This is a genomic window from Acidovorax sp. GW821-FHT10E04 (assembly GCF_059415185.1).
The window spans coordinates 245870-268480 of sequence record NZ_JBWKMT010000004.1; the positions used below are offsets into that span (position 1 = coordinate 245870).

23 protein-coding genes are annotated in these 22611 nt (G+C 68.7%); 11 read left to right on the top strand and 12 right to left on the bottom strand.

Going from position 1 to position 22611, the window contains the following annotated elements:
- Positions 1-4 precede the first annotated feature (4 nt).
- From AC07OC_RS14535 to AC07OC_RS14560, 6 genes are all read left to right on the top strand, one after another.
- Positions 5-958: a DMT family transporter gene (locus AC07OC_RS14535; RefSeq protein ID WP_218340069.1), complete on the top strand. Its 954-nt coding sequence runs from the start codon at positions 5-7 to the stop codon at positions 956-958.
- Between the two features lie 158 nt (positions 959-1116).
- Positions 1117-1692, top strand: a complete 576-nt coding sequence (locus AC07OC_RS14540) for a sigma-70 family RNA polymerase sigma factor (protein WP_218340070.1) — start codon at positions 1117-1119, stop codon at positions 1690-1692.
- Between the two features lie 15 nt (positions 1693-1707).
- Positions 1708-2499 carry an anti-sigma factor gene (locus tag AC07OC_RS14545; RefSeq protein ID WP_218295642.1) on the top strand — a complete coding sequence of 264 codons (792 nt, stop codon included), beginning with the start codon at positions 1708-1710 and terminating at the stop codon, positions 2497-2499.
- Between the two features lie 141 nt (positions 2500-2640).
- A complete protein-coding gene (locus AC07OC_RS14550) occupies positions 2641-3576 on the top strand; it encodes a DUF3034 family protein (RefSeq protein WP_218340071.1) in 936 nt (311 codons plus the stop codon).
- Positions 3577-3595: 19 nt separating this feature from the next.
- Positions 3596-4060, top strand: coding sequence for a group I truncated hemoglobin (locus AC07OC_RS14555; RefSeq protein ID WP_218340072.1), 465 nt, complete (start codon positions 3596-3598; stop codon positions 4058-4060).
- Between the two features lie 82 nt (positions 4061-4142).
- Entirely contained in the window at positions 4143-4808 is a 666-nt protein-coding gene (locus tag AC07OC_RS14560) for a cupredoxin domain-containing protein (RefSeq protein ID WP_218295823.1), read from the top strand.
- An 84-nt stretch (positions 4809-4892) separates the two neighbouring features.
- Here AC07OC_RS14560 and AC07OC_RS14565 read toward each other — a convergent pair whose 3' ends face one another.
- The 8 genes from AC07OC_RS14565 to AC07OC_RS14600 all read right to left on the bottom strand — a co-directional run bounded on the left by AC07OC_RS14565 (position 4893) and on the right by AC07OC_RS14600 (position 12941).
- Positions 4893-5867 carry a c-type cytochrome gene (locus AC07OC_RS14565; RefSeq protein WP_218295639.1) on the bottom strand — a complete coding sequence of 325 codons (975 nt, stop codon included), beginning with the start codon at positions 5865-5867 and terminating at the stop codon, positions 4893-4895.
- Positions 5868-6020: 153 nt separating this feature from the next.
- On the bottom strand, positions 6021-7094 hold the full coding sequence (locus tag AC07OC_RS14570; RefSeq protein WP_218295638.1) for an ABC transporter substrate-binding protein: 1074 nt from the start codon (positions 7092-7094) through the stop codon (positions 6021-6023).
- A 46-nt stretch (positions 7095-7140) separates the two neighbouring features.
- Positions 7141-8322 carry an NAD(P)/FAD-dependent oxidoreductase gene (locus AC07OC_RS14575; RefSeq protein WP_218295637.1) on the bottom strand — a complete coding sequence of 394 codons (1182 nt, stop codon included), beginning with the start codon at positions 8320-8322 and terminating at the stop codon, positions 7141-7143.
- Complete coding sequence (locus AC07OC_RS14580; RefSeq protein ID WP_218340073.1) at positions 8319-9725, bottom strand: FAD/NAD(P)-dependent oxidoreductase; 1407 nt, start codon at positions 9723-9725, stop codon at positions 8319-8321. The genes AC07OC_RS14575 and AC07OC_RS14580 overlap by 4 nt, the downstream gene beginning before the upstream one ends.
- The gene (locus AC07OC_RS14585; protein ID WP_255591094.1) at positions 9722-10048 is read right to left on the bottom strand and encodes a (2Fe-2S)-binding protein; all 327 of its coding nucleotides are present in this window, start codon (positions 10046-10048) and stop codon (positions 9722-9724) included. Before AC07OC_RS14585 ends, AC07OC_RS14580 begins: the two co-directional genes overlap by 4 nt.
- 15 nt (positions 10049-10063) lie before the next feature.
- Positions 10064-10858, bottom strand: a complete 795-nt coding sequence (locus tag AC07OC_RS14590; RefSeq protein ID WP_218340075.1) for an ABC transporter permease — start codon at positions 10856-10858, stop codon at positions 10064-10066.
- A gap of 95 nt (positions 10859-10953) precedes the next feature.
- Positions 10954-11850, bottom strand: coding sequence for an ABC transporter permease (locus AC07OC_RS14595; protein WP_218340076.1), 897 nt, complete (start codon positions 11848-11850; stop codon positions 10954-10956).
- Positions 11847-12941, bottom strand: coding sequence for an ABC transporter ATP-binding protein (locus AC07OC_RS14600; RefSeq protein WP_218340077.1), 1095 nt, complete (start codon positions 12939-12941; stop codon positions 11847-11849). Before AC07OC_RS14600 ends, AC07OC_RS14595 begins: the two co-directional genes overlap by 4 nt.
- A 294-nt stretch (positions 12942-13235) precedes the next feature.
- Here AC07OC_RS14600 and AC07OC_RS14605 point away from each other — a divergent pair, with 294 nt between their 5' ends.
- The 4 genes from AC07OC_RS14605 (at position 13236) to AC07OC_RS14620 (ending at position 17031) form a co-directional block, all read left to right on the top strand.
- Positions 13236-14108, top strand: a complete 873-nt coding sequence (locus AC07OC_RS14605) for an IclR family transcriptional regulator (RefSeq protein ID WP_369643023.1) — start codon at positions 13236-13238, stop codon at positions 14106-14108.
- A 151-nt stretch (positions 14109-14259) separates the two neighbouring features.
- A complete protein-coding gene (locus AC07OC_RS14610; protein ID WP_255591096.1) occupies positions 14260-14688 on the top strand; it encodes a TipAS antibiotic-recognition domain-containing protein in 429 nt (142 codons plus the stop codon).
- 16 nt (positions 14689-14704) lie between these two features.
- Positions 14705-15346 (top strand): GNAT family N-acetyltransferase, encoded by a 642-nt coding sequence (locus tag AC07OC_RS14615; RefSeq protein ID WP_218340079.1) that lies wholly within the window; start codon positions 14705-14707, stop codon positions 15344-15346.
- Between the two features lie 182 nt (positions 15347-15528).
- Positions 15529-17031, top strand: coding sequence for a sensor domain-containing diguanylate cyclase (locus tag AC07OC_RS14620; protein ID WP_218340080.1), 1503 nt, complete (start codon positions 15529-15531; stop codon positions 17029-17031).
- 19 nt (positions 17032-17050) lie between these two features.
- Here AC07OC_RS14620 and AC07OC_RS14625 read toward each other — a convergent pair whose 3' ends face one another.
- From AC07OC_RS14625 to AC07OC_RS14640, 4 genes are read right to left on the bottom strand one after another with little or no spacing between them, the layout of a single operon-like run.
- Positions 17051-18154, bottom strand: a complete 1104-nt coding sequence (locus AC07OC_RS14625; protein WP_218340081.1) for an alpha/beta hydrolase — start codon at positions 18152-18154, stop codon at positions 17051-17053.
- Between the two features lie 55 nt (positions 18155-18209).
- The gene (locus tag AC07OC_RS14630) at positions 18210-19298 is read right to left on the bottom strand and encodes an alpha/beta hydrolase (RefSeq protein ID WP_218340082.1); all 1089 of its coding nucleotides are present in this window, start codon (positions 19296-19298) and stop codon (positions 18210-18212) included.
- A gap of 2 nt (positions 19299-19300) precedes the next feature.
- Positions 19301-20533 (bottom strand): (R)-mandelonitrile lyase, encoded by a 1233-nt coding sequence (locus AC07OC_RS14635; protein WP_218340083.1) that lies wholly within the window; start codon positions 20531-20533, stop codon positions 19301-19303.
- Between the two features lie 9 nt (positions 20534-20542).
- Positions 20543-21394: an aldo/keto reductase gene (locus AC07OC_RS14640; protein ID WP_255591097.1), complete on the bottom strand. Its 852-nt coding sequence runs from the start codon at positions 21392-21394 to the stop codon at positions 20543-20545.
- A gap of 121 nt (positions 21395-21515) precedes the next feature.
- Here AC07OC_RS14640 and AC07OC_RS14645 point away from each other — a divergent pair, with 121 nt between their 5' ends.
- Positions 21516-22523: a LysR family transcriptional regulator gene (locus AC07OC_RS14645; RefSeq protein WP_218340084.1), complete on the top strand. Its 1008-nt coding sequence runs from the start codon at positions 21516-21518 to the stop codon at positions 22521-22523.
- Positions 22524-22611: the final 88 nt, after the last annotated feature.

Here is a 22611-nt window from a genome sequence, read left to right on the forward strand (position 1 = left end):
CTGCATGACTCTTTCCTGGATCGCCTGGGCGTGGATACCGCTGACGCTGTGGGCCGCATTGGCCCAGACCGCGCGCAACGCGGCGCAGCGCTCGCTCACCGCCGGGCTGGGCACGCTGGCGGCCACGCTGGTGCGCTTTCTGTACGGCCTGCCGCTGGCCGCGGCCTGGGTGGCGGGGCTGACCTGGGTGGGGGCGGGCGGCATTCCGCAGTTCAACCTGGTGTATGCCGCGTGGCTTGCCACGGGCGCGCTCACGCAGGTGGGGGCCACGGCCTTCCTGCTGCTGGCGATGAAGGAGCGCAACTTCGTGCTTGCCGTGGCGTATTCCAAGACCGAGGTGCTGCAGGTGGCCCTGTTCTCGGCCGTGCTGCTGCACGAACTGCCGGGCCCGCTGGCGCTGGGCGCCATGGCGGCGGCCACGGTGGGCGTGGTGCTGCTGTCGCTGCCGCCGGGCGGCGGCTGGCGCGCGCTGCGCGCGGGGCCAGGGGCCGTGGACGGCCAGGGCAGCGGCCGGCTCGTGGTCTACGGGCTGTCATCGGGCGCCTGCTTCGCGCTGGCCAGCGTGGGATTTCGCGGTGCGTCGCTGGCGCTGGCAGAGGCCAATGCGGGCGTGGCGCCCTGGGTGGCCGGTGCCTGGGGCGTGTTCTGGGCGCAGCTGCTGCAGTCGGTGGTGCTGGGCGGCTGGCTGCTGGCACGCCAGCCCGGAGTGGCGGGCGCCATCGCGAGGGCCTGGCGCATGTCGGTGGTGGCGGGATCGATGGGCGCGGTCGCGTCCATCGCGTGGTTCACGGCCTACGCCATGCGGCCCGCGTCCGACGTGCGCACGCTGGGCCTGGTGGAGGTGCTTTTCAGCTACCTCGTCTCGCGCCGCGTGTTCCGCGAGAGCCTGACGCGCACCGAGGGCGTGGGGCTGGCGCTGGTGGTGGCGGGGCTCGTGGGGGTCTGCGCGCAGTGGTAGCGGTCGCAGCAGCAGCAGCGACCGAGTCGGCTTGAACGCGCCGCCGCACGCTGCACTCTTCGGGCCGGGCGATGAATCCAAAGCGCCCGCTGTGGCGTATTCACCCACAGAAGATCCCATTGCACCGTGAACAGAGACCAATCCCAGAGAATGGGCGCATGAGCACCCTCCACACAGACCGTGAACTGATGGACCTCCTCGACCGCATCGCCGCGCAGGACGACACCGCGCTGAAAAGCCTGTACGAGAGCACCTCGTCGCGGCTTTTTGGCCTGGCGCTGCGCGTGGTGCGCAACCGTGATGCGGCCGAGGACGTGCTGCAGGAGTCGTTCCTGACCATCTGGCGGTCGGCCGCCAGCTACCGTGCATCGCTCAGCCCGCCCATGGCGTGGCTGGGGCTCATCGTGCGCAGCCGCGCGCTCGATGCGCTGCGCAAGCGCACCAGCGACCGCGCGGACCTCATGAACGAACTGGACGATGCCCTGGCGGAAACGCTGCCGGGCGAGGGCGCCAACCCCATGGACGCCACCGAGGCGAGCGAGCAGGCCTTCGCGTTGCACCAATGCCTGGGCAAGCTGGAGACGCGGCAGCGCGAGGTGGTGAGCCTGGCCTACCTGCGCGACCTGAGCCACGGCGAGCTGGCCGAGCAGCTCAAGCTGCCGCTGGGCACCGTCAAGACCTGGATCCGGCGCGGGCTGGAACAGCTGCGCGCCTGCATGGCACGCTATGCCTGAGCCAGGAACCTCCCCATGAACCTTTCCCGACACCCCGAACTGCTGGACCGCCTGGCGGCCAGCTATGCGCTGGGCACGCTGCGGGGCGGCGCCCGCCGCCGCTTCGAAACCCTGGCCCGCGAGCAGGCCCCCGTGCGGGCTGCCGCGCTGGTGTGGCAAGGCCGCTGGTCCGGCCTGACCGAACTGCAGGAACTGGCCGAGCCGTCCTCGCATGTCTGGACCCGCATCCACAACCTGGTCGAGGCGGACAAGGCCGCGCGGGCCCTGCAGGCCGCCCATCGGCCCGCAGACCGGGTGCCGGGCGGCGGCTGGTGGCACAGCCTCTTGGTGTGGCGCGGCGCGGCCGCCGCGGGCGCGCTGGCCACCGTGGCGGCGGTGGCGATCGGCGTGCAGGTGCACGGCGCGCTCAAGGCCACGTCGGGCCGGCAGATTGCCACGCTGCAGCAGCAACTGCAGGCCGCGCCGCAGATCCAGTACGTGGCCGTGCTGTCCGACGACAAGGAGGCCGCGTCGATGCTGGTCACCTTCGACCCCAGGAACAACCAGCTGGTGCTGCAGCGCGTGGGCGGCTTCCAGGAAGGGGCCGACAAGTCGCTGCAGCTGTGGGCGCTGCCGCCCTCGGGCGGGCCGCGTTCGCTGGGGGTGCTGGGGCAGGACAGGCTGCTCACCCTGGTGGCGGGCGAGGCCGATGTGAAGCAGGTGCCAGCCCTGGCGATCAGCCTGGAGCCCAAGGGTGGCGTGCCCAGCGCGACCGGACCTACCGGGCCGGTGCTGTTCAAGGGCGCGCTGATCGAGCGCATGCTGTAAGGGGCGCCGGGGTGGAGGGCTGGCGCAGGCACCCGTCAAAAAAATTTATCTGTCGTTTTTGAATCCACCGGGTGCCGGGGTTCGTAAGTTGGGAGCAACATCCACTTACAACCGCGACACCGCCCTTTGGGAGAGATCACGATGGAATACAGGCTTCACTGCACGCTGCTCGCGGCACTGGCGATGGGCGCCGCCGGGCTGGCCCAGGCCGGGACGGGCAAGCTGCTGCTCACCGGCGGCGTCAGCAGCATCGGCGGGTCGGCCGGCGGCGGGCTCACGCCCTGGGCCGTGATCGGCACGAACGCCACGGCGGGCGAGACCGGCTTCAGCGGCTACGCCACGCGGGCGGCCACGCAGGACTACGGCCTCACGGGCTATGGCGTGGCGCTGGGCCTGCACGACCGGGTGGAGCTGTCGCTGGCCCGGCAGGATCTTGATGCCTCGCCTGCGCTGGCGCTCAACGGCATCGCGCCCTTTGGCGTGGTGCCCGGCCAGCACATCCGGATGGATGTGGTGGGCATCAAGGTGAAGATGGCGGGCGATGCCGTGCTGGATGCCGACAGCCTCATGCCGCAGATCGCCGTGGGCCTGGAGCACAAGCGCACGCACGCGGGCTCCATCGGGTCGGTGCTCGACTTCCTGGGTACAAGAACCAGCGGCACCGATGTGTATGTGAGCGCCACCAAGCTGCTGCTGGCGCAGAGCCTGCTCGTCAACGGCACCCTGCGCTACACCAATGCCAACCAGAACGGCCTGCTGGGCTTTGGCTCGGCCGCGCCGGGCAGGAACAGCCGCAGCCTGCAGCCCGAGTTCTCGATGGCCTACCTGCTGAGCAAGAACCTGGCGGTCGGCGCCGAGTACCGCTTCAAGCCCAACAACCTGCAGGCGCTGGGCGCGGCGGCCGGCCTGGGCGCCGCGCTGCGCGAGGACGACTGGAAGGACATCTTCATCGCCTGGGCACCCACCAAGAACGTGTCGCTCACGCTGGCGTATGTGGACCTGGGGCGCATCGTGCCGGGCATCACCAACAACCGCCGCCAGACGGGCTACTACCTGTCGGCCCAGGTCGCTTTCTGAGCCCGCTTCGGAGACCCCCATGACGATCAAGCGCAACACCCTCACTGCCCTGGCCCTGGCCGCCGCCTGCCTGTGGGCTCCAGCTGCCCTGTCGCAGCCTGCCCCGGCCACCTCCCCGGCGGCGCCCGCGGGCCTGTACCAGGCGCTGGGCGAAAAGCCCGGCATCACCCGCCTCATGGACGACTTCGTGGACCGTGTCGTGAGAGACCCGCGCATTGGCGGCCACTTCAAGGAGGCGAAGCCCCAGGCCCTCAAGGAAAGCCTGACCGACCAGGTCTGCCAGCTCAGCGGGGGGCCTTGCAAATATGAAGGCGCTGACATGAAATCGGCCCATGCCGACATGGACATCCATAAGGGCCACTTCCATGCCCTCGTGGAGGTGCTGCAAAGCGCCATGGATGCCCAGGGCATACCCTTCGCCCAGCAAAACCGGTTGCTGGCCCTGCTCGCACCCATGCACCGGGACGTGATCACCATCCACTGACGCCATGATGAAAAATACTATTATTTTGATAGCTATCAGCGCTTTATGGGTAAGCGCTAGCGCCGGAAATGTTCAAATCCAGGTGCTGGACCGCGAGGGCCGGCCCGTGCCCGATGCGGTGGTGGTGGTGTACCCCGGCGCCACGGCCGGCACGCCCCCGAGCCTGCTGCAGGCCAGTCCCACCATCGAACAGGAGAAGATGCGCTTCGTGCCCGCCTTGACCGTGGTGGCCCCCGGCACCACCGTGCGCTTCACCAACCAGGACCGGTGGGACCACCATGTGCGCGGCAACCCCGCCACGGTCGCGGCCGCCGCGGCGCCGGGCGGCACCAACCCCGGCTTCGAGCTGCGCCTGGCGGGCAAGACCGATGGCAAGCCCTCCAATTTCGCCGACGTGAAGCTCGACACGCCCGGCGTGGTGCTGCTGGGCTGCCATCTGCACGGCTCCATGCGCGGCCATGTGTTCGTGACCGATTCGGCCTGGGCCCTCAAGACCGACGGCGACGGCATTGCCCGCTTTCCCGCCGTGCCCGAAGGTGCCGCCCAGGTCCGCGTATGGCATGCGGAGCAGCTGGTGGACCTGCCGCGCAAGGCCCTGAACGTGGCGCCCGGCCCGGTGCTCGACACCGTGCAGCTCAGCGTGGTGCCGCGCGTGCGCCGCGCGCCGCCCGCCGCGCCCCCGGGAGGCCCCATGGGTTCGTACAGCCAGGCGCCCGCGGGCGGCGCCCACCTGCACCCCGGCAGCTGACCCGCCACCACGGCGGGTGGTCCACCGGATGGCGGGCCAGCGGGCAGGCCGGCGCCCCGTGGGCCGTGCCGGCCCTTCGCTTCCTCAGCCCGGCAGCTTCAGGCCGCCCGGTCCCGAGGGAATGGTGTTGACGCTGCTCTTGTTGCCCGCGGCCGGCGCGCCCACGTTGTCCACCTTCACGCTCCCGGCGGGGGCATTGAGGTACAGGTAGAGCGCCTGTGCATCCACATCGCTGAGCTGGCCCAGCGACTCGAACGGCATGACCTGGATGGGCGTGCCGTCCGGCCGTTTGCCGGTGCGCAGCATGGCGACGAAGCTCGCCGCCGTGGGGTAGCGCGCCAGGGCGCTGTCGGCGCCGGGGCGGATGTCGGCGGCAGCGGGCCAGTCGGGTGGCCCGCCCGGAATCTTGCCGCCCTCCAGCGTGGCGCCGTGGCAGCCGATGCACATGTTGGCCACGTACTGGCCGTTGGCCAGTGTCACGCCGGCTGGCACGGGGCGTGACGGAGCGAGCTGGTGGTCGATGCGCGCCGCCGCGTCGGGGATGGCGCCCAGGCCGTACAGCACCCAGGCGGGGCGGGGCAGCTCCACCACCGCCTGCGTGCCCTCCTGGGGCTTGAGCTGGCGCACATACGACACCAGGGCATTCAGGTCGTCGTTGGTGAAGCGGTTGTAGTCCTCGCTGGGCATCACCAGCACGGGGCGACCGTTGGGCTTCACGCCATGGCGGATCACGCTGTTCCAGTCCTCGGGCTGGTAGCGCGCCACCACGCCGGCGGGCGTGATGTTGGGCCCGATGATGCGCGTGCCCTTGCCGTCGTTGACGAATTCGCGGCCCGTGCCCTGCGCGCCGTGGCAGTCGGTGCAGCCGCGCGATGCATACAGGTAGCGCCCGCGCTCGATGGTCTGCGCATCGGTGGTGTAGGCCACGGGCCGGGGCTTGATGTCGATGTACCGGTTGCGCTTTTGCTCGGCGAGATACAGGCCGCTGGCCGCCGTGGCGGCAACGATGGCGCTCAGCAGCAGCGCGCCGCCGGCGGTCCATTTGATCCAGCGTTTCATGGGGGGTCCCTCTTCTTCGAATGAATGATTGGCGTGTCCAGGCGCCGGATTCTGAATTCGAAGAAGCGGTTTGTGCCACCCGCCGTCGCAAGGCGTGGCGGGGCCGGTGACATTTGTCACAAACGGCCCGCCGGTGTGGGGGGCCGCGAAGGTTCAGCGCTCGATGGTCTTGTTCCAGCGCGTGTTCCAGGCCGGGCGGTTGGCGTTCACGCTGTCCCAGTCCAGCGTCACGGCGTTCTTCATCCACTGGCTGATCTGCGCCACTTGCGCCGCGCCTTCGCCCACGGCCGGGGCCTTGGGGTTGGTGGGGATCTGCGCGCCGAACTGCAGCACGTTGGCCTGCGCCAGCGGGCTCAGCAGGAACTCGGCCAGCTTCTGCGCCAGCTCGGGCTCGCTGTTCCTGGCGATCACGCACTGGCCGGTCATCAGCACCACCGAGCCCTCCTTGGGCTGTGCGTATTCCACGGGAATGCCCTTGGACTTGAGCGCGGCCACGGCCGTAGGCGTGAGCGGGAACAGCGCGGCCTCGCCGGTCTGCACCATCTCGGAGATCTTGGCCGAGCTCGGGATGTATTCGAGCACATTGGGGCCGATGGTCTTGGCCCAGTTGTTGAAGCCCGGTTCCACGTTCTTGTCGTTGCCGCCCTGGATGCGGTTGAACATCAGGAAGCCGTGCAGCCCGAACGACGACGACGGCATGGACTGGAACACCACCTTGCCCTTGTACTTGGGGTCCGCAAAGTCCATCCACGAGGTGGGCGCGGCCCAGCCCTTTTCGGTGAACATCTTGGTGTTGTAGGCGATGCCGGTCATGCCCAGGCTCACGCCGCTGGCCAGGTCGTCCTTGAAGCGCGCCGCGGGGTAGATGTCGTTCAGGTGCGGGTTGGGGCGCTGCTTCTCGCACAGGCCCATGCCCATGGCGCGCACCATGATGCCGTCATCGAGGAACATCACGTGCATCTGCGGCTTGTCCTTGTTGGCCTGGGCCTTGGCCAATATGTCCGAGGACGTGCCCGGCACCACCACGACCTTCACGCCGTGCAGCTTCTCGAACGCCGGGAACACGTACTGGGTGTACGCCTTCTCCATGGTGCCGCCGTTCATGCCGATGTACAGCGTCTTGGGGGTCTGTGCCACGGCTGCGCCGCTGGCGGCCAGGGCCGTGGCAGCGGCCGCAGCCAGCAGGCCGCGGCGCAGGGAAACGTTCGGGCGGAAAGCGAAGTTCATGGTGATTGCCTTTCGGGTGGGAGGGGGTGGGGAGAGGTCGGCGGGCTCAATGGGCCTGCGCTGTGGTTGTTGTGGGCGTGGCGCCCGCGGCGGGCGCTGGCGGCGTGTCAAAGCGAGCCAGGGAAAACGCGTCGATCGGCGTGCTGGTGTGCCCGTCGCGCGCCAGTTCGGCCAGCACTTCGCCCACGGCGGGGCCGATCTGAAAGCCCGCGCCCGCAAAGCCGAAGCCATGGATCAGGCCGGGCGTGGTGCGGCTCTTGCACAGCACGGGCTGGCGGTCGGGCAGGTAGCCCTCGGTGCCGCTCCAGGTGCGGATGAAGTGCGCGTGCGTCAGCGCAGGCAGCAGCTCGACCGCCTGCACGGTGAGCGACGCGATGGCGCTGCGCTCCGAGCGCGCGCGGTCGCCGTCGAGCCAGAAGCCCGACCCGCCGCCCAGCACCAGATTGCCGCGCGCCACCTGCCGGCAGTAGATGCCGCCGCCTTCCACGCCCAGGCTCCATTGCATGAAATAGGGCAGGGGCTCGGTGACCATCATCGCGGGGTGGCCGGAGCGCAGCGGCACCGGTTCGCCAAACTGCTCCGCCATCGCACCGGCCCAGGCACCCGCGCAGTTGAGCACCACCGGGGCACTGACCTCCAGTGCCGTGTCCGAGTGCAGCGTGAACAACTGCCGGCCGTCGTGTTCGATGCGTGTGAGCGGCGAGCGCTCGAAGATCTGCGCGCCGGCGCGTTGGGCTGCCAGCGCGAACGCGGGCGACACCAGGCGCGGGTTGGCCTGCCCATCGTCCACGCACAGCGAGCCGCCCACCGCCTTGCCGCCCAGCCAGGGGCACTGCGCCCGCAGGCGCTCGCCGCTGATCAGCTCGATGCCCAGGTCGAAGTCCCGGCTCTGGTGGGCGTAGTGCTCCAGCGCGGCCATGTCCGCCTCGCTGCGCGCGATCTTGAAATGCCCGGTGCGGGCGTACTCGCCATCGGTGCCGATCAGTTCGGGCAGGCGCGCCCAGATCTGGTGGGCGCGCTGCGCCAGGGGCAACTGGCTCAGGGGTCGCCCCTGGCGGCGCACACCGCCGTAGTTCACGCCGCTCGAGCGCGAGCCGCAGCGATCGCGCTCGAGCAGCACGACATCGACGCCCTGGCGGCGCAGGGCCAGCGCGGCCGATGCACCCACGATGCCGCCGCCCACGATGGCGACGTCGGTCTTGACGGTCCGAGGCGTGCTGCTGTTCATGCGCTGGCTCCCGCGTCGGTGGCCTGCCGTGCCTGCAGGTGGATCGGTATCGGCTTGATCGGCGCCTGTCCGCGCAGCCGGCCCACCCGCTCCACGGGCTGGCCGGTGGCCTGCGCCAGGATCTCGGCCGCGGCCACGCCGCAGCTGCGGCCCTGGCAGCGGCCCATGCCCACGCGGGTGAGCGCCTTCAGTCGGTTCATCTCGTCGGCACCGGTCTCGCGCACGCAGGCGCGCAGCTCGCCCGCCGTGATGTTCTCGCAGCGGCACACCACCAGCGCATCGGGCGCTTGCGCGGCCCAGTCGGTGGGGAAGGGAAAGGCGCGTTCCAGCCCCTGGCGAAACCGCATCAGGCGGTGAAGCTGCCCCTGCAGCGCCTGCATGCGCGCCGCATCCACGGCCGTCCCGTGGTCCTGCAGCAGCGCCAGCGCGGCCAGCTCGCCGGCCCACTCGGCCGCGTCGGCGCCCAGGATGCCCGCGCCGTCGCCCGCCAGGTACACGCCTCGCACGCTGCTGCGGCCCGCGGCATCGCGCTCGGGCAGGTGGGCGCGGTGCATCGGTGCCCAGGCAAAGCGGCAGCCCAGCAGGTCGGCCAGTTGTGTTTCGGAGCGCAGCGCGTAGCCAAAACCCACGGCGTCGCAGCTGAGCGTGTGTTCGCGCCCGGCACCATCGGCCCACACCACGCCCGCCACGCGGCCGTCGCCCAGCACGCGCACGGGGCGGATGCCGCTGTGGATGGGCACGCCGTGCGCGCGCAGCCAGCCCACGTAGTAGACGCCCTTGGCGAACACCGCAGGCTGCGTGAGCATGGCGGGCACGGCGGCCAACTGGTCGGCAAAGCGCGCGGTGTCGAGCACCGCAGCGACCACGGCGCCCGCCTTGGCGTACTGGTAGGCCACCAGGTACAGCAGCGGGCCCGTGCCCATCAGCACCACCCGGCTGCCGATGGCGCAGCCCTGGAACTTGAGCGCCACCTGTGCGCCGCCCAGCGTGTAGACGCCCGGCAGCGTCCAGCCCGGCACGGGCAGCACGCGGTCGGTGGCGCCGCTGGCCACGATGAGCTGGCCGTAGGGCACGGTGCGCGTGGTCTGCGTGGGGCCGTGCAGCACATCCAGCAGGCCGCCCTGTGCGTTCCACACCAGGCTGTCGGGCTGGTAGTCGATCTGTGCGTGCAGGCCGTCCAGCGTGCCGTGCAATGCGGTGGCACGCGCGGCCTCGGTGCCGTACAGCGTGGCGGGGGTGCGCTTGAAGTGGGCAGGCGGGCGGCGGTAGATCTGCCCGCCGCCGCGCGCGGCTTCGTCGATCAGCACAGGGCGCACGCCGTGCGCCGCCAGCGTCTGCGCGGCGCGGATGCCGGCGGGGCCTGCACCCACGATCACGGGTTGCAAAGCAGGCTTCGTCGTCATGGCTGGCCCCCGCTGGCAAAGGTGGCCGCGTCGGCGGGTTCGGTGCGCAGCGCCATGCCGGGGGTGACGAAGGTGCTGCAGGCGCGCAGGCGCTCGCCGCTGTCGGTCAGCACCCAGCAGTCCTGGCAGGCACCCATCAAACAGAAGCCTGCGCGCGGCTCGTGGCTGAACTCGTTGCGGCGCAGTTGCGCATGCTGCGTGAGGATGGCCGTCAGCACCGTATCGCCCTGAAGAGCGGTGGCGGATTGGCCGTTGATGGTGAAGTGCACGGGCGCACGGCTCTTCTCGGCCACGCGGTGCAGCAAGGCAGGGCTGGAACTCATGTTTTCGGTGCTCATCTACTTCCGGCCCACGAGGACGCGGTCCAGTCCATACACACGGTCCAGCAGCACCATGGCGCACGCCGTCACGGCCACCATCAGCGCCGACACGGCCGCCATCAGCGGGTCGATGGATTCGGTGGCGTACATGTACATGCGCACCGGCAGCGTCACCGTGCTGGGCGAGGTGACGAAGATCGACATGGTCACTTCGTCAAAGCTGTTGATGAAGGCCAGCATCCACCCGCCCGTCACGCCCGGCAAAATCATGGGCAGCGTGATGCGCGTGAACACCGTGGCCTGGCTGGCGCCCAGCGACAGGGCTGCGTGCTCCGCGCTGCGGTCGAACCCCACCAGCGCCGCCACCACCAGGCGCAGCGTGTACGGCGTGACGATGAGCGCGTGCGCCACCACCAGCCAGCCAAAGCTGCCCGTGCCGCCGATCAGCGCGAACAGGCGCAGCAGGGCCACGCCCAGCACCAGGTGCGGAATGATCAATGGCGACAAAAACAGGCCGTTGAGAAAGCCGCGCCCGGGAAAGTCGTAGCGCGTGATCGCAATGCCCGCGGGCACTGCCAGCACCGTGGCCAGCGTGGCCGACGCCAGGGCCAGCCACAGGCTGTTCCAGAACGACTGCATGAAGTCCGGGTGGTCGAACACCGCCTTAAACCAGCGCAGCGAGAACTCAGTGGTGGGCAGCGTCAGCGTGTTGTGCGGCGTGAAGGCGACGATGCACACCACCAGAAGCGGGGCCAGCATGAAGGCGATGACGAGCGCGTTGAACGCGAGGGCGATGGGGCCGTTCTTGTGCATGGATCAGGACTCCCGCCGGGCCGCCCCAAGGGAGGCCTGCGCCCCCTTGGGGGGCAGCGAATACACGAAGTGATGGAGCGTGGGGGTGGTCATACTTACCCGAGAGATTTCTTATAGCGGCCTTCAACCAGGCGGTTGTAGCTCAGCATCACCACCAGGTTGGCCACCAGCAAGGTCAGCGCAATGGCGGCGCCCAGCGGCCAGTTCAGCTCGTGCAGGTACTCGTCGTACACCACCGTGGCCACCATCTTCAGCCGCCGCCCGCCCAGCAGGCCGGGAATGGCGAACGAGCTGGCGGCCAGGCCGAACACGATCAGGCTGCCCGACAAGATGCCCGGCAGCACCTGCGGCAGCACGATGCGCCGCAGCGTGGTGAAGGGCGAGGCCCGCAGCGACAGCGCGGCGTTCTCCACGCCCGGGTCCAGCTTCTGCAGCGATGTCCACACGGGGATCACCATGAAGGGCAGCATCACGTGCACCAGCGCCACCACCACGGCGATCTCGGTGTAGAGCATCTTCACCGGGCCGATGCCCACCAGGCCGAAGGCAGCGTTCACCAGCCCCTCGGGGCCGAGCAGCATGCTCCAGCCAAAGGCCCGCACCACCACCGACACCAGCAAGGGCGCCAGCACCACCAGCAGCAGGATGGAGCGCCACGGGTTGCGCATGCGGCTGAGCACATAGGCCTCGGGCGCGCCGATGGCCACGCAGATCAGCGTGACCAGCCCGGCGATCCAGAACGTGCGCCAGAAGATCGCGTGGTAGTACGAATCGGCAAACACATGGCGGTAGTGCTCCAGCGTGAACTCGCCCGCCTTCACCCCCGTGGCCGGGTCGAACGCGTTGAAAGACAGCACCGCCGTGAGCGCCAACGGCACCAGCAGCAGCACGGTGAACAGCAGCAGCGCCGGGCCGGACAGCCACCAGGGCATGGCCTTCTTGCCCAGCAGCGGGTGGGGTGCTGCGGACAGGGTCGATGGGGCGGCTGTCATGGCGTGGCCTCGGCCTCGGCGCCTGCCGTTGCGGCTTCATCGGCGGGCAGCAGGCGCATGCAGTGGTCGGGCCAGTCCAGGCCGGTGCGGTCGCCTTCGTCCAGCGCGTTGCGGCCGTCGTTGGGCGCCAGCACCATCAGGTCGCCCAGGGGGGTGTCCACGCGGTACAGCCACTGGCTGCCCAGAAAGAAGCGTTCGCGCACCTCGCCGCCGATGCGGCCCTGCACCGCAGGCACTAGCTGCAGTTTTTCGGGCCGCACGCTCAGCAGCACGGCCGCGCCGGGGCGAAACTGCGCGCCGTCCACCCGCACCTCGATGGGCCCCGCGCCCACGTGGGTGTGCGTGTTGTTGGCCGAGGTCACCTTGCCGGGCACCAGGTTGGCCTTGCCCACGAAGGTGGAGATGAAGCGGGTGCGCGGGTGCTCGTACACGCGGTGCGGGTGGTCGATCTGCGTGGCGCGGCCGGCCTCCATCACCACCACGCGGTCGCTGATGGACATGGCCTCGCTCTGGTCGTGCGTGACCATCACCGTGGTGGTGCCCACCTTGCGCTGGATCTGGCGCAGCTCGAACTGCATCTCCTCGCGCAGCTTGGCGTCCAGGTTGGACAGGGGCTCGTCCAGCAGCAGCACGGGGGGCTCGATGACCAGTGCGCGCGCCAGGGCCACGCGCTGGCGCTGGCCGCCCGACAGTTCGCGGGGGTAGCGCGTGGCGTGCGCCTCCAGGTGCACGAGGCCCAGGGCCTGGGCCACGCGGTCCTTGCGCTCGGCCTTGGGCACCTTGCGCATCTCCAGGCCAAAGCTCACGTTGTCGGCCACCGTCATGTGCGGAAAAAGCGCATAGCTCTGGAACACGATGCCCAGCCCGCGCGTGTTGGCTTTGGCGTGGGTGATGTCGCGCCCGTCCAGCTCGATGCGGCCGCTGCTGACCGCCTCGAAGCCCGCCACCATCTGCAAGGTAGTGGTCTTGCCGCAGCCCGAGGGGCCCAGCAGGGAGACGAATTCGCCTTTTTCCACCGTGAGGTTCATGGACTGCACCGCGCAGGTGCTGCCGTAGAACTTGGTCACATCACTGAGCTTCAGGAAGGACATGGGGGCCTTTCTTCGGATTCCGGTTTCCTGCGATGCGCGTGCTCCGAGCGGCGCGCGCATGGATGTCTTTGTGCCGGGCTGCCTCTGCTGAACAAGGTGGCTTGCCACTGCTGCACCGCCGTGGTGCATGGGGTCGTTCAGGATGGAGAGCCTTGGCGTTTTCAGTTCACTCTATTGCAACAACCGAACCAGATCGCACCGGGTATTCCATTAATCAGAATTTTTCTTTAAATTATTCCGATAGTTGGAATATGATCGGTAGAATGAAGCCCATCTATTCCGCAGGAGCGATGCATGGAAGCAGCAACCGCAGGCACGGGCGGCGTACCCCGGGTCTTTGCACTCATCCGCGCCCTGGTGGCCGTGCAGGCCGAGGGCGGCCGGGTCACCCAATTGGCGCGTGCCATCGGCCTCACGCAGGGCACCACGCACCGTTTGCTGCAATCACTGGTGGCAGAAGGCATGGTCGAGCAGGACGAGCGCAGCAAGCTCTACCGGCTGAGCATGGACTTCTTCGCCCTGGCTGCGCGCGCCGGCAACCCGGGCGACCTGCGCAGCCTGTGCCGCCCGGCGCTGCTGCGGCTGTGCGGCAGCCTGGGTGACAGCATCTTTTTGCTGGCGCGCAGCGGCTTCGACGCCATCTGCCTGGACCGCAGCGAGGGGCCCTTCCCGATCCGTTCGTTCACCGGCGACATCGGTGGCCGCGTGGCGCTGGGGGTGGGGCAGGGCGCGCTGGCCATCCTGGCCTTCCTGCCCGAGGCCGAGCGCGAAGAGGTCATCCGCTTCAACCTGTCGCGCGTGCGCGAGTACGGCGTGTACGACGAGGTGTATTTGCGCACCGAGATCGAGCGCGTGCGCCAGCAGGGCTACGCGGGCCGCAACACCGGCCTGCTCGAAGGCATGGCCGGGGTGGCCGTGCCCATCTGCGACCGCGAAGGCCGCGCCGTGGCGGCGCTGAGCGTGGGCACCATCGCCGACCGCCTGAACGCCGACCGCATGCCCACGGTGGTGGAGCTGCTCAAGCGCGAGGCCGCTGCCATCGGGCCCCGGATCAACCCCTTTGACGCCACCCTGCGCCGGCCTGCACAAAGCCTGGCGGGTTCGCCGCCAGCGCAGCGGGTGGTGCCCGGCGCGGACCGGGCGAGCGCATCCGACCCCCTGGGCTGAGGTGCTGGCCTGGCGGCGCGCGGCCCGCGCTCGGCAAGTCCCGGCCGCCATCCGCGTGGCCGCAGAAAAACGCTGGACAGCATGGTGGCAGTCCGCCCCGCTATAGTCCGCGCTCCCCCTGGCGGTTTGCGGGCCGGCGATGCACGCCGTGTTGACCGACCCGCCTCTTCAAGACAAGAAAAAAACGAACACCATGGGCCTGCAGCAGACCACCCCCGAATACCTCGACCAATGCCGCGCCGCGCAGCGGGCTGAGCAGGAGCAATCCCTGGCGGCCACCAACGACTGGGCGCACGTGGACAAGCCCCAAGTGCATGCCGACTTCACTGCGTTCTACCAGGAGCTGGCACCGCTGATCGATGCGCACGCCCCTGAATCCGAGGCCATCCAGGCCCTGATGGAAAAGCACTTTTCCATCGTCGCGCGTTTTTACGTGCCGTCGCGCGACGCTTATGTGGGCACCGTGCTGTTCTATGCCGACAATGCCGACATGAAGGCGTTTCACAATGCCTACCACCCGCGCATGGTGGAGTTCCTGGGCGACGCCGCGTTCGTCTACGCGCTGCAGAACCTGCAATAGCGCTCCCTGGAGGCCCATGCAACCCCATGCCACGCCGGCGCAGCCACCCGCGAGCGGCGCACTGGAACCTTTTGCTCCCGTGTGCGGCGCCCTGGCCGAAGCGCTGCGGGACGATGCGTTCTATCAGGCCGTCACCATCGACCACGCGGCCGACCCCGCCCTGCGGCACCGTGTGCTGGCCCACTACTTCGCGCTGGCCCTGGCCGAGGCCCGCGCCGTGGGCGAGGTGCATGTGTCGGGCGCCGACGGCGCCGCCCTCTGGCTGACCCAGGAGGCCACGGCCAGCGCGCAGGCCCAGCACGGCGAGCGCCGCACCCAGGGGCTTTCCCGGCTGCTCGGGCCCGCAGGTTTCGCCAACTATGTGCGCATCGCCGCCGCCATGGAGGAGCAGGTGCCCGGCGACCTGCGGGGTGCGTGGTACCTGTCCATCCTGGGCGTGCGACCTGCTGCGCAGGGCCAGGGGCTGGCGCAGGGACTGCTGCGGCTGACGCTGGCCCGCGCAGACCTGGCGCGCGCCATCTGCTTTCTGGAAACCTTCAACCCGCTCAGCCTGCCGTTCTACCGGCGCCTGGGGTTCACGCGCACGGTGGAGTGCGTTGAACCGGTCTCCGGCCGCACGTACTGGCTGATGGTGCGCGAGGCCGTGCGGCGCCCCTGAAGGCGCGCAAGCCCAGGCACGCACGCCACCGCCCGCGCGGCGGGTTTCTGAAAGGTGGGGTTTCATCCCAGTAGCAAAGCCACCACCAATCACTTAGTATGGTCCGCAGAGGGGTAGAGGCCAGCCAGGCCGCCGATCTGTCCTGACGTTTGCTGGGTGTGCTGGTGGGTGGAAATGAATCGATGAAGCGTGATGTTCGCCTGGCAGTGCTGCTGCTGACCGTTGTGTACCTCTCGGTGGCTGCCGCCACCGCCTGGCAGATGTGGTCGGCGCGAGAGCGCTCGCTGGCCGAAATCGACACCCAGAACCTCAACCTGGCGCAGACCCTCAACACCTACACCGAAGGCGTCATCACGCAAAGCGCCATGCTGCTGCTGGGCATCGTGGAGCGGCTGGAGGAAGAGGGCACCGGCCCCCAGCACATGCAGCGCCTGCAGCGGCTGATCGACCAGCAGGAACATTTGCTGACCCAGCTCAATGGCATCGTCATCTATGGCGCCACCGGCGACTGGCTCATGTCTTCGGCCGGGCGCTTGCCGGCCCAGGCCAACAGCACGGACAGGGCCTTCTTTGCCCACCACCGCGACAGCGCGTCGCGCGAGCCCTTCATCGGGCCGGCCATCCGGAGCCGCTCCACCGGCGACTGGGTCATCACCATCAGCCAGCGCTTCGAGGACAAGGACAGGCGCTTTGGCGGCGTGGTGGTGGTGAGCCTGGGCATCAAGAGCTTTCTGGAGCTGTTCGGCAAGATCGACGTGGGCGACCAAGGCGCCATCGGGCTGTCGACCACGGGCGGGCAGATGCTCGTTCGCTATCCCTACCGCGAGCAGGACCTGGGCCGCGACTTCTCCAAATCGGCCAATTTCCAGCGCGTCTACTCCGGCGCCGTGTCCGGCACGGCCTCGTTCAAGTCCGGCATCGACGGAACGCAGCGGCTGTACGCCTTTCGCAAGAGCGACCGGTATCCCGTGGTCACCACCGTGGCGGTGGGCAAGGAAGAAGCCCTGTCCGGCTGGCGGCATCAGGCGCTGCTCACTGCGGCCGTCGTCGGTGCCTTGCTCCTGGGCATCGCGGTCATCGGCTGGCGGCTGCTGCTCGACATCCGCCGCCGGACCCGCGCCGAGGCCTCCCTCGTGGCTGCGCGCGAGGATCTGATGCGGGTGAACCAGAAGCTGGAGGCGCTGGCCGCGCAAGACCAGCTCACGGGCCTGGCCAATCGTCGCTGCTTCGACGAAACCCTGAACATGGAGTGCCGCCGCGCGAGCCGGCAGGGGACGCCGCTGTCCCTGCTGCTCATCGATATCGACTACTTCAAGGGTTTCAACGACACCTACGGCCATGTGGCGGGCGATGCCTGCCTGCAGGCGGTGTCGAAATGCCTGGTGCAGTACGCCAAACGCCCCGGTGACCTCGTGGCGCGCTACGGCGGGGAAGAACTGGCGATCATTCTTCCCGGCACGGATCTTCAGGGGGCGCGCATTGTGGCGGAGGTCGTGCGGGAGCGGATCGAGACGCTGGCCATCGCGCACAGCGGCAGCTCGTGGGGCTGCGTCACGGTGAGCGTGGGAGCCGCCACGATGGCAGGGCCTTACGCGCAGGGGTGCGAGCGGCAACTGATCGAGGCGGCGGATGGCGGGCTGTACCGGGCCAAGGCGTCAGGGCGCAATCGGGTGGAAGCGCCGTGAAGACGGGGTTCTTTCCGGATCACAAGGTCCTGGCGTAGAACGGAATCAGCTGGCCCATAGCGGCTTCCACATAATGGGGCACCCAGTAGGTCTCGATGTGCGTGGCGCCTTCGATCTTGAACAGTTCCTTGTCCTTCGCGCCCGTGGCCTTGGCGAACGCATCTTCGGTCATGTACAAGCTGTCAGCCTTGCTGCCCGCGATCATCAGCAGCGGTTGCTGGATCAGTTCGATCTCCTCGGTGGCATCCCAGCGCATCAGGTCCATCAAGCTGCTCGTGGTGTATTTGAACGTGGAGCCCGGATGCGCATGGGTGCGCCAGTAGTATTCGTAGCCCTGCCGGTACATCTCGAATGGCAACGCCGCAATCTGCGCATCCGTCATGTCGGCATCGCCCGAATAGAGAACCTTGCCTCCCGCCTTCTCCTGGGCGCGCGCATCCGACGCGTCCTTCAAGCGCTTCTGGATCGTATCCAGCTGGGAGTCGGAAAACCCGTTGCGGCGGACCCGTCCGGAGTTGAACATGCTGAGCGTCGCCAGCGTCTTGAAGCGCTTGTCTGACTTCGCTGCCGACAGCGCATAGCCGCCGCCACCACAAATGCCGAGCAGTCCCAGGCGCGCCGCATCGACACCTGGATAGCGGGTGATGAAGTCGGCCGCACCGTGAATGTCCTCCGTGCGAAATTGCGGCTTGTCCGTGCTGCGTGGCTGGCCGCCGCTGCCGCCCTGATACGCCGCGTCCATCGCGATCGTGATGTAGCCCTGCTCCGCCAGGTGCTGGGCATACAGGCCGGCGACCTGCTCCTTCACGCCGCCGTTCGGGTGCGCCACGACGATCGCGGGGTATTTCTTCTTGGGATCGTGGTTCGCCGGGGTGTAGACGTTGGCGACGATGTCCAGGCCGTTGAGCTTGTACTTCACCGGGCGGATGTGGACCTTGCCCGGCTCGTTCTTCGTGATCGCGCCGGCATAGACCAGCGTGAAGGGATTCTTGCTGCCGCCACCAGCGGCGACAGCGGAGGTGGGTGTGGCCATGGCGGGAACACCGATGGCGGCGGCTGAGATGGCAAGGGCCGAGGTCCCAAGGAACTCGCGGCGCTTTTCATTGACGGCTTCGTGTTTCATTCAAGCTCCAATCATTTTTGTGGTCTGCCTGCGCGGCATGGCGCGGCCGGGTACATCAGTCCAGCTTCTTGTGGGCCAGAAACTGCGACACCAGCTGCGCGATCTGCAGGTTGTTCAAGTCGGACATCAGGAAGTGCGTGTTGCCGCGCACTCCAATCTCCGGAAGGTGCACCAGCCGGGCGTCGCCGCCGTGCCTGTTGACGGCGTCGACCCACAGCCGGGCCATGGCCAGCCGCACACGCCAGTTGTCCTGGCCGCGCTCCGGGGTGGGCTCGACCGGGAAGTTGTCGCCGTAGTAGATGGTGATCGGGAGCCGGGTGAGCTTCAGGAAGTCCGGCATCGGCACCGCCTCGGGCGACAGCGTCCCGGCCGCACTGGGCATGGCCTGGGGCAACTCGCCCCGCGGAAAGATGAAGCCGCTGCCCGGCTCGAAAGCGACGATCGCCTTGACGTTCGGGTTCTTGATTGCCGCCAGCCAACCCGGGCCGCCGGCTTGCGAATGCGTGAACAGGATCGCCGGGCCGATTTTGGTGAACAGCGCCGACAGGGCGTCTGCTACCACGCCGGCGTCGTAGGGGCCGGTGTTGGGGGTGACCGAGCGGAAGAACTGCTCCAGCGTCTCCGGCTTGCGGTCGAACTGGACATTGCCGAAGTAGTTCGGCCACTTGCCCATCCGGAACTGGTCGAAGAACAGCTGGTCGTTGGGTGCCGGCTCGATCGTTGCCGCGACCGTGCTGCTGCCGGCCCGGCCACGGCGCGGCTGGTCCACCACGTAGACCGGAAAGCCACGGCGCAGGAACAAGGTCTGAAAGCCCTCGCGCCCGTCCGCCGTGGTTTCCCAGCTGCGCGCGGACTGGAAGGCGCCATGCAGCATCACGATGGGCAATGCCTTCGGGTTCTGCGGCACCTGGTAGAAGGCATAGAGGTGGTCGCCGTGGAAACTCTGGCCCGAAGCGCCCGGCTTGTTGTTGTCGTAGTTTCCGGGGGTTTTCTGCACGGTCCCGCCGACGGCGAAGCTCCCCTGGGCCTGGATCACCAGCGGACCAGGGGCGTTGCCGGTGCCCTGGGGAGAAGGGGTTGCACAGCCGGTGATGAGCGCCGGCAGGGCAAGGGCGGCGGCCCACAGGATTCGGTGGGTGTCCATGTTCAACCTTTCGATGCGGCGGCAACCGCCTGCGTGAGCGCGTCTTGGGCGCGATGGGCGGCATCTGGATCGCCCTGTTCTGCCAGCACCTGCACCAGTTGCCGCAGCTGCGTGGCACTCAGGCCCACGCGCAGGCTGGCCCGCAGGTGCGAGCGCAACTGGGCCTCCACGCCCGGCATGGCGGCGAGCGCGCCGACCGTGGCCAGTTCGCGGCTTTGCCAGTCGAGGTTGTCGCGCTCGAAGATGTCGCCGAACAAGTGGGCCTGCAGGAACTGGTTGATGACGGGCGCGAAGTCGAACAGCGGGCCCTGCACCGGCCCGCCGGAGATCGCGGTCTGGTTCGCCTTGCCGGCCGCCACCAGTTCATCGCCGGTGGCGATGCGGCGGCCGGGTTCGCGGCCCGGTGCGTCCTGGATGCCGCGCTGCCTGCGTTCCTGCACGACCTTCATCAGTTCGCCAAGCGCGTTGAGGCTCTTGGGGAACCCCGCATAGGCGTAAAGCTGCACCAGAACTTCCTTGGCCTCGCTGACCGTCATGCCCGCATCCAGCCCCTGGTTCAAGGCCGTGTTGAGCCGGGGCATGTTGCTGGCCGCCGCAAAGGACGCCATCAGGGGGATGGCCTGCTGCCTGGCCGACAGGACTTCGCTGGCGGGCTGTGCATGCGCCGCTGCCCGCGGGGGCACGATGTGCTGGCCGGCGTGTCCAGCCGGCATCGCGGCGGGAGCCGCCGCGGCCAGGCCCGCGCTGGCCAGGGCGGCCTCGTAGTCCTGATCGCTGACCTTGTCTTTCCAGGCTACCGAGGTGCCGTCTTCCTTTTCGGCGATGGCGACATGGGCCATGGGGCCGCCGGGGCCCGCGCCGTGCCAGTGGCGCACGTTGGCGGGGATGCCGACCACGTCGCCGGGGCGGATCCACTGGGCCGGTTGCCCCGCCTGCTGCACCAGGCCCAGGCCGGCCGTGACCACGAGCGTCTGTCCCAGGGGATGGGTGTGCCAGGCCGTGCGCGCCCGGGCCTCGAAACGCACCGTTGCGCCGCCGGCCTTTCCCGGCGGCAGCGCCTGAAACGGCGTGCTGATCTCGACGGTGCCCGTGAAGGTCTCCGGCGCCCCGGTCGCGGCGGGCGACGGCGCGGCCGTGCGGACGGCAACGGCGGGCGCGGCGCTTTCCGGTCCGGGCCGCTGCGCGCTCGCCACGGTGGCTGCGCCGCACAGGGCGAGGCAAAGCAGTGTCTTCATGCGCATGGCTCAGAGGTCGAGCTTGCGCCCGGCCATCCACTGGACGATGGCGGGATCGCGGTGGGAGAAGAAACTGCTGGTGCGGGTGTCGAGCGTGGCAATGCGCGCCATGTCCGCGGCATCGAGCTCGAAGTCGAGGATGGCGATGTTCTCCGCCATGCGTTCCCTGCGCACCGACTTGGCCAGGGTGGCGATGCCGCGCTGGGCCAGCCAGCGCAGCACGACCTGGCCCACGGATTTGCCGTGGCGCCTGCCGATGTCGGTGAGCACCTCGTTCTCGAACAGGTTGTTGCGCCCTTCCGCAAACGGTGCCCAGGCCTGGGCCTGCACGCCGATTTCCCGCATGAAGGCGGCGCTCTCGATCTGCTGCAGGAACGGGTTCACCTCCACCTGGTTGACGGCCGGTGCGATCTGGTTGAACGCCTGGATGTCCATCAGTCGGTCGGGGTGGAAATTGCTGACGCCGATGGCACGCAGCTTGCCCGCGCGGCAGGCTTCCTCCATTGCGCGCCAGGCGCCATGCACGTCGCCGAATGGCTGGTGGATGAGGTAGAGGTCCAGATAGTCCACCTGCAGGCGGCGCAGCGATGTGTCGATGGCCCGCTGTGTGCGCTCGTAGCCGGCGTCCTGAACCCAGAGCTTGGTCGTCACGAAAAGCTGGGCCCGCGCCACGCCGCTGGCCTTCAGGCCCTTGCCGACCGCTTCCTCGTTCAGGTAGGACGCCGCGGTGTCGATCAAGCGGTAGCCGGCCTGGATGGCGTCGATCACGCAGCGTTCGCATTCCTGCGCATCGGGAATCTGGAAGACACCGAAGCCCAGGACGGGCATCTGGACGCCATTGTTCAAGGTGAGGTGTTGCAAGGTGGGTTTCCGCGGGGGACTATGGGGCGAAGTCTAGGAACTGGACTCACATCCGGATAGTGGTAAATAGGTTGCTGGATTCGCATCCAAATGGAGACAATGCCGGCAGGAGGAAGCAGCCATGGCCATCAACGAACTCCGCTCCGTATCCACCTTCATCAAGGCCGCGGAGCTGGGCAGCCTGCGCAAGGCGGCACACGCGCTCGACATCAGCCCGCAGGCGGCGAGCAAGGCGCTGGCGCAACTGGAGGAACACCTGGACGCGAGGCTGTTCCATCGCACGACGCGGGTGATGTCGCTGACCGATGCAGGGCAGCGCCTGCTGGAGGACGTGCAGCCCGCGTTGTTGGGCGTGCAGCGCGCCCTGCAAAACGCGCGGACGGCCAGGGACGAATTCGCCGGGCCCTTGCGCATAGCCGGCCCTCGCACGGCTTTTCAGCCCATCCTCTGGCGCCTGGTGGAGGAGTTCTGTGAACGGCACCCCGGCATCCAGCCCGACGTGCTCCTGGACGACCGGGTGGGCAACTGGGTCGAGGACCGGGTGGACGTTGGCTTTCGCCTGGGCGCCTCGCCGCATGAAGGGGTCATCGCCCGCAAGCTGTTCCCGTTGCAGATGGTCATTTGCGGAGCACCGGCGTATTTGCAGCGCTTTGGCGTGCCGGACTCGCTGGCGGCCCTGGCCGCCCACCGCTGCAGCGCTTTCCGCCACCCCGGCACGGGCAAGGTCGCCCCCTGGCATGTGAAGCTGGGGGAGCAGACCGTGGACCAGCCGGTCGTGCCCGCCATCTGCAGCAATGACGAAGTCTTCGAGCTGCAGGCCGTGCTGGCGGGCAAGGTCCTGGGGCAGCTGGCGGGCGTGACCGCGGCGCCCTATATCCGTTCGGGGCAACTGGTCCCCGTCCTGCGCGACCACATGCCCGATTTCGCCAGCTACTTTGTGTACTTCGGCAGCAGGACGTCGCAGCCTGTGCGCGCCCGGGCGTTCATCGACCTGGCCGTGGAACGCCTCACCAACAACCCGCAGTACGTATTGAACGACAAGGAACTGGCGGGGGCGGATCGCCGGGCCGGCCGCACCGCGCGCAAGCCGCCGGGAACCGCCAGCAGCCGGGCAGTGCGGCCCGCGTGAAGCCGCTGCCTGGTTTCCGCTAGGGGTTTTGTGCAGGACCGATCGAGCCGCCCGCGCCGGGCCTTGGCGGACTTCCGCTGGTGGACGG